This window comes from uncultured Thermomonas sp. (genome assembly GCF_937872235.1).
In the GTDB taxonomy this organism is placed as follows: Bacteria; Pseudomonadota; Gammaproteobacteria; order Xanthomonadales; family Xanthomonadaceae; genus Thermomonas; species Thermomonas beijingensis.
Window position 1 is genome coordinate 1 of record NZ_CALMPC010000123.1, and the last position, 12,300, is coordinate 12,300.

The 12,300-nt window shown below is 61.4% G+C and carries 10 protein-coding genes; 2 read left to right on the forward strand and 8 right to left on the reverse strand.

All coding sequences use genetic code 11. From position 1 onward, the window contains the following. Window positions 1-84: 84 nt before the first annotated feature. The 8 genes from dapB to hrcA form a co-directional block, all read right to left on the reverse strand. Entirely contained in the window at window positions 85-798 is a 714-nt protein-coding gene (gene dapB / locus QWB57_RS10720; RefSeq protein ID WP_223627439.1) for a 4-hydroxy-tetrahydrodipicolinate reductase, read from the reverse strand. Between the two features lie 80 nt (window positions 799-878). Beyond that, the gene (locus tag QWB57_RS10725) at window positions 879-3,128 is read right to left on the reverse strand and encodes a DUF1631 family protein (protein ID WP_288969507.1); all 2,250 of its coding nucleotides are present in this window, start codon (window positions 3,126-3,128) and stop codon (window positions 879-881) included. Between the two features lie 116 nt (window positions 3,129-3,244). Next, window positions 3,245-4,357 (reverse strand): prephenate dehydrogenase, encoded by a 1,113-nt coding sequence (locus QWB57_RS10730; RefSeq protein WP_288969509.1) that lies wholly within the window; start codon window positions 4,355-4,357, stop codon window positions 3,245-3,247. A 67-nt stretch (window positions 4,358-4,424) separates the two neighbouring features. After that, on the reverse strand, window positions 4,425-5,555 hold the full coding sequence (gene dnaJ, locus QWB57_RS10735; protein WP_288969511.1) for a molecular chaperone DnaJ: 1,131 nt from the start codon (window positions 5,553-5,555) through the stop codon (window positions 4,425-4,427). Continuing rightward, window positions 5,552-6,136 carry a TMEM175 family protein gene (locus QWB57_RS10740; protein WP_288969513.1) on the reverse strand — a complete coding sequence of 195 codons (585 nt, stop codon included), beginning with the start codon at window positions 6,134-6,136 and terminating at the stop codon, window positions 5,552-5,554. The genes dnaJ and QWB57_RS10740 overlap by 4 nt, the downstream gene beginning before the upstream one ends. Window positions 6,137-6,216: 80 nt before the next feature. Next, entirely contained in the window at window positions 6,217-8,133 is a 1,917-nt protein-coding gene (gene dnaK, locus QWB57_RS10745; protein WP_223627427.1) for a molecular chaperone DnaK, read from the reverse strand. A gap of 103 nt (window positions 8,134-8,236) precedes the next feature. After that, window positions 8,237-8,740, reverse strand: a complete 504-nt coding sequence (gene grpE, locus QWB57_RS10750) for a nucleotide exchange factor GrpE (RefSeq protein ID WP_223627424.1) — start codon at window positions 8,738-8,740, stop codon at window positions 8,237-8,239. A gap of 53 nt (window positions 8,741-8,793) precedes the next feature. Further along, window positions 8,794-9,846: a heat-inducible transcriptional repressor HrcA gene (gene hrcA, locus QWB57_RS10755; RefSeq protein ID WP_223627423.1), complete on the reverse strand. Its 1,053-nt coding sequence runs from the start codon at window positions 9,844-9,846 to the stop codon at window positions 8,794-8,796. A gap of 61 nt (window positions 9,847-9,907) precedes the next feature. Here hrcA and recN point away from each other — a divergent pair, with 61 nt between their 5' ends. Together recN and QWB57_RS10765 are read left to right on the forward strand one after the other, a co-directional pair. Then, window positions 9,908-11,566 carry a DNA repair protein RecN gene (recN, locus tag QWB57_RS10760; RefSeq protein WP_288969516.1) on the forward strand — a complete coding sequence of 553 codons (1,659 nt, stop codon included), beginning with the start codon at window positions 9,908-9,910 and terminating at the stop codon, window positions 11,564-11,566. 48 nt (window positions 11,567-11,614) lie between these two features. Beyond that, the coding region (locus QWB57_RS10765; protein ID WP_288969518.1) for an amidohydrolase family protein at window positions 11,615-12,300 on the forward strand (686 nt) is incomplete at its 3' end.

Genomic DNA, 12,300 nt, shown 5'->3' on the forward strand with positions numbered 1-12,300 from the left:
ACCGTGATGGCTTTGAGCATCAAAAACACGGTACAAGGTTCGATATCGCGTTATTCAGTCACTCCCCCAAGAATCTGACTGCATTCACTTCAGCAACTCACTCACCTGATACTGCCCGGGCGGACGGGTATGCAGGCGCTGTGCAACATGTAATGCCCCACTCGCGAAGATGTCGCGGTTGTGGGCGCGGTGCACCAACTCGATACGCTCGCCGGCGGAGGTGAATTGCACCAGATGCTCGCCGACGATATCGCCGGCACGGATGCTGGCGTAATGCGGATGCGCACCGCCGGCTTCGGCAGATCTGCCAAGGGTCAATGCAGTGCCTGAGGGGGCATCCTGCTTGCGTGTGTGGTGGGCTTCCACGATGTCGCAGTCCCAGCCTTGCAACATGCTTGCGGCGCGCTCGACCAAATCATGCAACACCGCCACACCGAGACTGAAATTGCTGGCCCAAATCAGCGGAATGCGCTCACTGGCGGCCGCCAATGCAGCTTGCTGAGCTTCACTCAAGCCGGTCGTGCCGGAGACGAGTGCAGCCTTGCGCGCAAGGCACAGCTGCAAGATGGCATCAAATCCTTGCGGCAGACTGAAGTCGATGGCGACATCGAAATCAGGCACGCCGGAAAGCTCGCTGGCTGCAAATTGCGGGATGCCATCGACAACGCGCAGATCAACGCGGCGTGCCACTGCAGCGACAACCTGGCAACCGCTGGCAGGTTGTTTGCCCAAACGCTGCAGGGCTTGCCCCATGCGGCCACTGCTGCCGTGGATCAGAATGCGAATCGGTGTATTCATGCCTGCAGGCTAGCGGCTGCAGGCTGCAGCAGCAAGCATTGCGCACGCGCATTTGCACGTGCGCAGCCAGGCCCATGACGTCAGGCGTTTGCGGCAGCTCCGCGCAAACGCCCCGCCATCTGATGCATGGCATCATCGAATGCGGCTTCGCCATCACGCAAGGTGATCTTGCCTAGCGCGGCCATCACCGCAAGTTCACGGACGGATGCGACCAGTACTCGAATCCCGCGCCGATTGACCAGCAACAACCGTGCGGAAATCGGACTGATCCACGACACTTTCGCCGGTGCAAATTGTCCGTCTGCGCTTTGCAATTGCAACCAGTCGCCGACTTTCAGTTTGCTGACGCGCGTCAACAGATTGTCATCACAGACCACCGCTTCAGTACCGCCAACAACTTCCAGTTGCGGCGTGGGCGGCGGGGGAGGCTCTGCCAGCACGATCGGAGCCGGAATGCGTTCGTCGCTGGCGATTGTGGCTTGCCCCACAGACAACCTGGAGATAATGTCAGCCAAGGCCTCCAGTGCAGCTTGCCCGTCTTCACCGACGCAGCCGGCACTGGCCAGAATCGCCAATAACTCGGCCTCCGGCAAAGGCACTACCAAGCCATGCATCGCCCCGTCAACCGCCATCAAGAGCGCGTCGATACCTTGCAGTGCGTCTTGATAACGCGCTGAATCGCGCCCATCACGCAGCACAATCTGGGTCAGATGGTGCTGACCATGGGTGGATAGGAACTCATCAATCACCGACGGCAGTTCACGCCCGCCACGATGCTGCTCGAGGTCAGTGCTGACTTCGGTGCGGGCCTGCTCCAGCCGCTCGCGGCCGCGATGAGCTTCGGTAGTGCGCTTTTCGGCCAATTCAAAGCGCTTGCGATGCTGCGCCATGTACATGCGCAGGTCTTGCTCAAGTGCCTCGAAAATCGCGACATCTTCATTGAACTCGGACACTAACCTGTCAATGGTGTGGTCAACGTGGTCGAGCAGCTCCTGCTCTTGCGGCGCCTCACCACGATTGCCTTCGCAGGCTTCGGCCACGGTATTGAGCAAGCGCCGTGCCGGGTGTTCCTTGTACAGGAACATGCGGCGATCCTTAACCGCGACCTTGACGAACGGAACCAGCATACGGCCGATTTTTTGGCGGATATTGGAATTGTATTGCGGCCCATCCAGCAGTACATCAAAAAGCAGAGCGACCAGGTCGACGGCATCGCCATCAAGCCCATCCAGCGTCACGTTGTCGCTAGCGACCCCCAGCTTGCGTGCGCTCTGCGCCATCTGCTGGCGCAATTGGCCAGCAAACGATTGCGGCTTGCCGCCCTGCGTGGACGGCATGGGCACAGGGTCAGCCTCGCGCTGCATCAAAGACAGGATGGACAACAAGTCATGCGTGGACAGCGTGGTGGCAGGGCCTGCCGAATCATGCTGCGGTGCCACGTTATTGACGTTGCGCCAGCCTTGCAGTTGCCCCAGCATGCTGGCAAACAGGGCTTGATCGGCGGCATTGATCTGCACTTGCGCGGTGTCCCATCCCGCTTGTGCCGGCATGCGTCGGGCGACTTGGTTGTCCTGATAGGCCGCCTGCATTGCGGCCTGTGCTGCTACCTGGGCAGCCTCTTCGGCGTGCGATTCTGGCCGCTTGGGATGGTGCTTCCCCGCGGCATGCTGGGTTTTACCACTGGCACGAAGCTCGGGCAGCACGCCGGCACTGGCCATCAGCCCATTGCAACGATCGTACAACTCGGCCAACACTTCACCCAGAGCGCGCTCGAAGAACTTGAAGATCACGATGCGCAGCTCGGCTTCGATTTCGAGCTGCCCCATCGCTTTCCCTAAGGCAGCGGCCAGAAATGCCGGGCCCAACGGATTGGCATTGGACTCCAATTGCGGCTGGCCCACGACGACGCATAAGCGCTGCGTGGCGACTTCGAACGCCGGCAAGGCATTACGCAACACCGACTGCGCCAATTGATCCACTGCCAATTGCTGCTCTAAATCCTGATCGGACAACAAGCTCAGACCAAGCCCAACGGCTTCGCCATCTTCCGGAGCACGCCGTTTACGTAGCTCGCGAAAACGATCGGCAACGCTTTGGCGAAAGGTTTTGGACATGTCTGCGCGCACCCGGCGCATTTCACGCAGAGCCAACATGCCCAGCGCTTGTTCGCCACTTTGGCTGCGGTCGAATAGATAGTCGTCCAATTCGGACAGGCTGCTGTCCAACGCAGGCACTACGCTATCTAGAACGCGCTTTTGCAAGGCGTCAAGCAATGACCCGTAAGGGTGCTGGAACTCAGAGGAGGATCCCGCGGGGGAACGGAATGTCATGACAGGCGATACCTGTTTGTACAGGTGCCAACAATAGCCAATTTATGCACTCTGTTTATTGATAAACGTCATGGTTCACACTATTCCGCCACCGTTCACCTCCAGAATGTGACCGTTCAATCGGGCAAGACCCGTCCAATTCCACTTCCCTGCAAAGTTTGCGCAACCTCAGAAAGCTGCGTTGGCCGCGTATCGCGACTAAACCCAAACCGGAAATGCACCTCGCCCGCAGGTGTCCGCGAGGAATGCAACGAGGCGATATTGACGCCATGCCGCTCGAAGATCTGCAGCAGGTCACGCAGGGAGCCGGGGCGATCTTCCGGCAAATGGATGCTCATGCTGTGCTCGTCATGCAGGTCGGCCAACAGATAGCCCAGCCGCTCGAAGGTGTAATTGCCCTCGGCCAATACCACATCACCGAAGCCTTGCTGGTTGTGCAGCAAGAACTCCTGGCGAAAGGCATTGCGTGCGGCGTCACTGCCCTGTCCCACCAGCGTGGCGATGCGATGCAGACGTTCGGCCGCCCTGCGCAGTACATCCGGCACATACGGATTGCCGAATTGGATGTCTTCATAGATCGAAGGATTCAGCGACAAGATGCGGGCGGCGATAGCTGCATCCATTTCAAACGATGCTGACCGAAACGGCAGCAAGGTCTCAAGCGCTCCCGGTCGCGCCGCAGGATCATTCAACACACTCGCCTGCGCCAAGTGCCCCGCATGCACCAGCGCCTGCACCAATGCCATTGCGCGGTCATGTTGCTCTGGTGTGGCGACAACACATTCGGCCTCCAACGCCGCCAGCAATGCGGACAGCCACGGTTTCCAGCGTGCTATGCGTGCCGCGCAGACCACCAGCACGCGCCCGCGCAAGGTGGGTGATTTGGGCGGTGCGGTCATTGGGTGCAGGCCCACCACCTCGGCTTGCGAATGCAGCATCGCCGCCACCGGGGCCACTTTCACCGAGGTGATATCCAGCCACAATTTGCCCGCCTCGCGGCCGGCGGATTGCGCGATGTAGCGTTCGATCAACGCGGGCGTGTACCGGATCGGCGCCGAAAACAGCAGCACATCGGCGCGCGTGAGCAGATCTTCCTCACTGTGCGATGTGGCATCGGCCGGGTCATGGCCGATGACGGTCAAGCCCATCTGCGCCTCAAAAAACCTGCGCAACCAACGACCATATGCACCGGCGCTACCGACGATGCCAATGAGTGGGGATGTGTTCAACGAAAACGGGCTCCGCAGGGGAGCCCGAATTCTACGTTCGCAAGCGCCGCTGCGGGCGGTTGGTGGCTCAGGAAACCATTCGATCCCAGAAGCCCTTCACCCCATCCAAAAAGGTGCTGGCTTTGGGCGAATGCCGACGTGCGCCTTCGCCACCGAAGGTGCTTTCAAACTGCTCCAGCAAGCTGCGCTGCTCGGCAGTCAGATTGACCGGGGTTTCCACCACCACCTTGCAATACAGATCGCCAGGCGCGCGACTGCGCACCGACTTCACCCCGCGATCGCGCAACCGGAACACTTTGCCGGTCTGGGTTTCGGCCGGAATACGCAGCTCCACTTCACCGCCCAAGGTGGGTACGCGCACACTATCGCCCAATGCCGCCTGTGAAATGCGGATGGGCACTTCGCAATGCAGGTCATCGCCATCACGCTGGAAGATGGCGTGTTCGCGCACCCGCACTTCCACATACAAATCACCCGGCGGCGCGCCGGCAGGGCCAGCTTCACCTTCGCCTGCCAGGCGGATGCGGTCGCCATTGTCCACACCCGCCGGGATTTTCACCGACAGGGTTTTCTCTTCTTCCACCCTGCCATTGCCATTGCAGGATTTGCAGGGGTTGGCAATGGACTTGCCACTGCCTTCGCAATGCGGACACGGCGCCTGCATGGTGAACGGACCGCGCTGCATATGCACTTGGCCGCGGCCCTTGCAGGTGGTGCAGGTATCCACTTTGCCATCGGCCGAGCCACTGCCCTTGCACGGCTCGCAATTGGCCAAGGTGGGGATGTGGATCTGCTTGTCGATGCCGGCCACGGCCTCTTCCAGATCCAGCTCCATCATGTAACCCACATCGGCGCCACGCCGGGGGCGCTGTTGGCGGCCACCGCCAAAAATATTGCCGAAGATGTCGCCGAAAATATCGCCCATGTCGGCGCCGCCAAAACCCGGCCCGGCGTTGCCGCCGCCCATGCCATGCTCGAATGCGGCGTGACCATGCTGGTCGTACATGCGGCGCTTGCCGCCGTCACTCAGCACCTCATAGGCTTCCTTGCACTCCTTGAACGCCGCTTCCGCCGCCTTGTCACCGGGGTTGCGGTCGGGGTGATGCTTCATCGCGCTGCGCCGATAGGCCTTCTTCAGCTCATCATCGCTGGCATTGCGGGCCACGCCCAGCACTTCGTAGTAGTCGCGTTTGCTCATGGGTGTTGTTTCAACTGGTATTCAATGCGTCGGTCCGGCACGATCCACAGCACCGCGACCAACGCGTACAGGATGCAAGAGAAGATTGGGGCTAAAAGGGCCAACGCAATCCCGGCGGCATAGATTGCAAGCGACAATTTGGCTTTCCAGTCACCGCGTTGGCCGCCGAGTGCACGCCCCAGCACGCCATTGTTGCCACCGTTGCAGCGCATCAACGTGTAGGAAAGCGGCATCCACGCCACCGCCGCCATCAACAGCACCACACCATACATGGCCGTGGGGATTGACGCCGGCATGGGCTCGGCTTCATTGACCCATGAGGTGACAAAGGGGAACAGCGACAGCCAGAACAGAAAGAACAAGTTGGCCCATAACACCCGGCCATCGACCCGCTCTGCAGCATGCAGCAAGTGGTGATGGTTATTCCAGTACAGACCGACATACACAAAGCTCAGCACATAGCTTAAAAATGCAGGTGTATTGGCCAGCAATGCCTGCCAAGTGGCGGCGTGCGGAGTTTTCAGTTCCAACACCATGATGGTGATGATCACCGCGATCACCCCATCACTGAATGCTTCCATCCGCCCTTTGCCCATCTTTCCCCCTGACGCACCAAACGCCCGATATCGGGCGTTTGGGCGTTGACGATGCTAAACCCCGGTCAATCCTTCTTGTCGTCCTTGACCTCGGTGAACTCGGCATCCACCACATCATCGGCCGGCTTGCCGGCATCCGCCGATGCGCCTTGCTGTTGACCCGCAGCGGCAGCAGCGGCGAACAGGGCTTGACCGGCCTCTTCCAACGCTTTGGCCTTGGCTTCGATCTGGCCCTTGTCGTCACCCTTCATCGCGGTTTCAAGCTCGGCGATGGCACCTTCAGCGCGACCGATCGCCTCACCCGGCAGTTTGTCGCCGTTGTCCTTGATGGTACTGCGGGTGGCATGGATCAAACCATCGGCCTGATTGCGTGCCGTCACCAGCTCGTGGAAGCGCTTGTCTTCTTCACGATTGGCTTCGGCGTCCTGCACCATGCGTTGGATTTCATCGTCATTCAAACCCGAGCCCGCCTTGATTTCGACCTTCTGTTCCTTGCCGGTCTTCTTGTCCTTGGCGGTGACGTGCACGATGCCGTTGGCGTCGATGTCAAAGCTCACTTCCACCTGCGGCATGCCGCGCGGGGCAGCATCAATGCCGGTGAGGTCGAACTTGGCCAGCGACTTGTTGTAGCGGGCCTGTTCGCGCTCGCCTTGCAGCACATGCACCGTCACCGCGCTCTGGTTGTCTTCGGCGGTGCTGAAGGTTTGCGAAGCCTTGGTCGGGATGGTGGTGTTCTTCTCGATGATCTTGGTGAACACGCCGCCCAAGGTTTCGATACCCAGGCTCAGCGGAGTGACATCGAGTAGCAGCACGTCTTTCACGTCGCCGGCCAACACGCCACCCTGCACCGCAGCACCAATAGCCACGGCCTCGTCGGGGTTGACGTCCTTGCGCGGCTCCTTGCCGAAGAACTCGGCCACGGCGGCCTGCACCTTCGGCATGCGGGTCTGGCCGCCGACCAAAATCACGTCATTGATGTCGGACGCACGCAGGCCGGCATCGTTCAATGCCACGCGGCACGGCTCGATGGTCTTCTTCACCAGATCGTCGACCAAAGCTTCCAGCTTGGCGCGGGTCAGCTTGATGTTCAGATGCTTGGGACCGGTGGCGTCGGCCGTCACGTACGGCAGGTTGACGTCGGTCTGCTGGTTGCTGGAAAGCTCGATCTTGGCACGCTCGGCCGCATCCTTCAGGCGTTGCAGGGCCAGCGGATCCTTGCGCAGGTCCACACCATCGGTCTTTTGGAATTCTTCCACCAAGTAGTCGATGACCCGATTGTCGAAGTCTTCGCCACCCAGGAAGGTATCGCCATTGGTGGCCAGTACTTCAAATTGCTTTTCACCGTCGATGTTGGCGATTTCAATGATCGACACGTCGAAGGTACCGCCACCGAGGTCATACACCACGATCTTGCGATCCTTGCTGTCGCCCTTGTCGAGGCCATAGGCCAGCGCGGCCGCGGTCGGCTCGTTGATGATGCGCTTCACATCAAGGCCGGCAATGCGACCGGCATCCTTGGTGGCTTGGCGCTGACTGTCATTGAAGTAAGCCGGCACGGTGATGACCGCCTCGGTGACGGTTTCGCCCAGGAAGGCTTCGGCGGTCTTCTTCATTTTCTCCAGCACTTTGGCGGAGACTTCCTGCGGCGCCAGCTTCTTGCCATCGGCCAATGCCACCCACGCATCGCCATTGTCGTGCTGGGTGATGGTGTACGGCACCAGACCCAAATCCTTTTGCACTTCGGCGTCGGTGAACTTGCGGCCAATCAGGCGCTTCACCGCGTAGAAGGTGTTCTTCGGGTTGGTGACGGTTTGCCGCTTGGCGGATGCGCCGGTCAGCACTTCGCCGTCTTTGGTCCATGCCACGATGGACGGGGTGGTGCGGTCACCCTCGCTGTTTTCGATGACGCGGGCTTTGCCGCCTTCCATGATGGAAACGCAGGAGTTGGTGGTCCCCAGGTCGATGCCGATGATCTTGCCCATGACAGTGTCCTCTTGAGTTTGGTATGCAATGGCGCACTGCGCCGATGGTCGTTATTTGGGGATGCCGAAGCCGGCTTCAAGGCCTGGCAACAATCAATTGCGGTCAATCGTGCTTCGCCACGATGACCAATGCCGGACGCAACAGCCGTCCGTTCAGCACATAGCCTTTCTGGAACACGGTGATCACATGCCCGGGCGCAACGCCCTCGGACTCGCCCTGGCTGATGGCCTGGTGATGCTCGGGATTGAACGGCTGGCCGGTGGGGTCCAGTACTTCCATGCCGTTATCGGCCGCCACTTTCAATAGCTGCTTGTAGGTCAATTCCATCCCGTCGCGCAGTGCGCCGGTATCACCACTTGCCGCATTCAAACCGGCATCCAGGCTATCGAAGACCGGAAGCAAATCGCTCAGCAAACGCTCGTTGGCAAACTTGCGCGCCATTTCGATGTCGCGGGCCAAGCGTTTGCGCTGGTTGTCCAGATCAGCGCGCTCGACCAAGGATTGCGCCTTGAGCTGCTCGATTTCGGCGTGCAGTGCTTCGATGGGGTCGTGCGAATCCACCTCGTTGGTGGCGTCGTTAGTGTCCTGCGTCGGGTCCATGCTCATGTCCACGGCTTGAATTCGCGGCCCAATGCCGCACTGCCACCGGGGATGGGGGCTCAGCTCTCCGGATTCAAGGCGGCCCCCAACAGCGCCGCTGCCGCATCCACCACCGGGATCACCCGTTCATAGGCCATGCGGCTGGGGCCAATCACGCCCAACACCCCCAGCACGCGGCCATCGCGGCCGTACGGCGCAGCCACCAGTGACATCCCTTCCAATGATGCAAGGCCAGCCTCTTCGCCAATAAATACGCGCATCCCCGGCGCTTTGGCGGTGCGTTCCAGCAATTGCAGCAGCTCGCGCTTTTCGGCGAAGGCTTCGAACAGCGCGCGCAGCTGCTCCATGTCGGCCATATCCTGCAGGCCCAGCAAGCGGGTCTGCCCGGCCACCAGCATGTCGTCCTCATTGGCGGGGGCAAAGGCTTGCTCGGCCAATTCCAGCGAGCTGGCCAACAGCCGTTCCATCTCGCTGCGTGCTGCGCGCAGTTCGCCCAACAACCCTGCACGAATCAAGCCCAGCGGTTGCCCGGCAAAATGCGTGTTCAGATAGTTGGCTGCCTGTTCCAGTTCTGACGGCGTCACCACGCGCCGCAGTTGCACCACGCGGTTTTGCACCTCGCCATCGGCAAACACCACGATGGCCAACACCCGCTGCGGGTCCAGTGCCACAAAATCAATTTGCCGGAACGCAAAACTTTCACGCTTGGGCACACTCACCATACCGGCAAAATGGGTCATGGTGGACAGCAATTCCGACGTGCTGTCCAGCAATGCGCGGGTACCCGCGCCCACCTGCAAGCTGCTGCGCAAGTTCCGGGTTTCGCTCTCGGCCAAGGGCTTGACCTGCAACAGGGTATCCACAAACAAGCGATAGCCCTGTGCGGTGGGCACACGGCCGGCACTGCTATGCGGCGCGGCCAGCAGGCCGGCATCTTCCAGCGTGGCCAGAATATTGCGGATGGTGGCCGGGCTGACATCCAGCCCCGCGTGCTTGGCCAAGGTCTGCGAGCCCACCGGCTCGCCAGAGCGGATATGCCGCGCCACCAAGGTGCGCAGCAGTTGCCGGGCACGCGGGTCTTGGGCAATGTCGTGGGCAGTTTTTCGAGCCATCCTCATGTTGTATGCCGCAACCGCTACCGCATGCAAGCGGGCGCAGGCACAATGCGCAGCCATGTTGACTCGACTTTCCATCCGGGATTTTGCCGTTGTTGCCCATGCCGCATTGGAGTTTGGCGCGGGTATGACCGTGATTTCCGGTGAAACCGGCGCTGGCAAATCCTTGCTGGTGGATGCGCTGGGCTTCTTGTCCGGTGCCCGCGCCGATGCCGGTGTGGTGCGCCATGGCGCACAGCGCGCCGAGCTGGAAGCCGAGTTTGATCTTGCCGATGCGCCGCTTGCCCGCGCTTGGCTGACCGACGCGGAACTGGATGAGGGCGACACCTGCCAACTACGCCGCACACTGCGCGCAGACGGTGGCAGCAAGGCATGGATCAATGGCCGTGCTGCCACCATCGCGCAATTGACTGAACTTGCGCGATTACTGGTAGAAATCCACGGCCAACACGCCCAACAAGCCTTGTTGGTGCGCGGCCAGCAAACGGATTTGCTCGATGCCGCTGCCCGCCACGCCACACTGCTCGACGCGGTGCGCAACACCGCCACACGCTGGAAGCAACTGTCCGAAGAACGCGCCAGCCTGCTCGCCCGTGGCGATGTGGCCGACCGCCAACAGTGGCTGCAACACCAATTGCACGAATTGCAGGCGCAGCCACTGGAGCCTGCCGTGCTGGCCGAACTTGACGCCAACCACCGCCGCCACGCGCATGCGGCGTCGCTCATTGCTGCTTGCGAAGCGGGGCTGACTGCATTGAATGGTGATGACGCACTGGCCAGCCGCGTGCAGCACCTGCGCAGCGGGTTGCAACGTGAAGTCGCCCACGAGCCACGTTTGCGTGATGTGGATGCACTGCTGGACTCGGCAGTCATCCAACTGGATGAAGCACTCGCCCTGCTGGAACGCATCCGTGGCGATTTGGAGCTGGACCCCGATGCGCTGGCCGAGATCGAACGCCAGCTCACCCGCGTGCAGGATTTGGCGCGCAAACACCGCGTGCCTGCCGACCAACTTGCTGCCCATCGTGACGCGCTCGCCATCGAACTGGATGCACTGGCCGATGCCGATGCCACCCTGCAACGGCTGGATCGCGCTATCGCCAGCGCGCAAAGCGATTGGCAACACGCCGCCGATGCACTGCGCGCCTCGCGCCGCGATTGCGGCAGCACCCTGGCTACCGCCGTGACGCTGCTGATTGCCGAACTGGGCATGGCCGGGGGTCATTTTGACGTCCAACTCGAAGCCAACGCCCATCCAATACCGGATCCAAACGGCAGCGAACGCGCCGAATTCCTGGTCGCCGCCAACCCCGGCCAACCGCCGCGCCCACTGCGCAAAGTGGCCTCGGGTGGCGAACTTTCGCGCATTTCGCTGGCGATCGAAGTGGCCACCCAAGGCCAGGACGCCGTGCCCTGCATGATCTTCGATGAAGTCGATGCCGGCATCGGTGGCGCCGTGGCCGCTGCCGTGGGCGCCAAACTGCGGCAGCTTGGCGCATCCAAGCAAGTGCTGTGTGTCACCCACCAACCGCAAGTGGCGGCAGCCGGCCACACCCAATATCGCGTCAGCAAAGCCGCGCAAGATGGCATCACCCAATCGGCGGTGCTCGCCCTGGACAGTGCTGGCCGCATCGAGGAAATCGCCCGCATGCTGGGCGGTGCGGATGTCAGTGATGAGGCGCGTGCGGCGGCGAAGCGGTTGCTGGAACAGGGCTAGCGGCGAGTTGCTGACGCCATATCCCGCACTAGGGCCTAGAATCGCGTCATGCTCAAAATCGACACCCACGCCCACTACCTGCCGCGCGACTGGCCGGACCTTGCCACGAAATACGGCGACGCCCGCTTCCCGGTGATCCACCACGGGGATGACGGACGTCACCGGATCTACAAGGACGGCAAGTTCTTCCGCGAGATCTGGCCGAAGACCTGGGACCCGCAGATCCGCATCGACGACTACGCCGGCTTCGGCGTGCAGGTGCAGGTGCTGTCCACCGTGCCGGTGATGTTCAGCTACTGGGCCAAGGCGCACCAGGCGCTGGAACTGCACATATCGCTCAACGACCACATGGCGCAGACCTGCCGCGACTTTCCGCGCCACTACGCTGGCATCGGCACGGTGCCGTTGCAATCGCCTTCGCTGGCGGTGCGCGAGCTGGAGCGCTGCATGGACGAACTGGGCCTGCAGGGCGTGCAGATCGGCAGCCACGTCGAGGCCATGAACCTGGACGCACCGGAGCTGTTCGAGTTCTTCGAAGCCGCCAGCGAGCTGGGCGCGGCGATCCTGGTGCATCCGTGGGACATGATGGGCGCCGAGTCGATGCCGAAATACTGGCTGCCGTGGCTGGTCGGGATGCCGGCGGAGCAGTCGCGCGCCGCCTGCTGCCTGGTGTTCGGCGGCGTGCTGGAACGGCTGCCGAAGCTGCGCATCGCGCTGGCCCACGGCGGCGGCAG

Coding starts and splice junctions, on each gene's coding strand:
- dapB (WP_223627439.1), bottom strand. CDS start 798: ATGAATACACCGATTCGCATTCTGATCCACGGCAGCAGTGGCCGCATG.
- QWB57_RS10725 (WP_288969507.1), bottom strand. CDS start 3,128: ATGACATTCCGTTCCCCCGCGGGATCCTCCTCTGAGTTCCAGCACCCT.
- dnaJ (WP_288969511.1), bottom strand. CDS start 5,555: ATGAGCAAACGCGACTACTACGAAGTGCTGGGCGTGGCCCGCAATGCC.
- QWB57_RS10740 (WP_288969513.1), bottom strand. CDS start 6,136: ATGGAAGCATTCAGTGATGGGGTGATCGCGGTGATCATCACCATCATG.
- dnaK (WP_223627427.1), bottom strand. CDS start 8,133: ATGGGCAAGATCATCGGCATCGACCTGGGGACCACCAACTCCTGCGTT.
- grpE (WP_223627424.1), bottom strand. CDS start 8,740: ATGAGCATGGACCCGACGCAGGACACTAACGACGCCACCAACGAGGTG.
- hrcA (WP_223627423.1), bottom strand. CDS start 9,846: ATGGCTCGAAAAACTGCCCACGACATTGCCCAAGACCCGCGTGCCCGG.
- recN (WP_288969516.1), top strand. CDS start 9,908: ATGTTGACTCGACTTTCCATCCGGGATTTTGCCGTTGTTGCCCATGCC.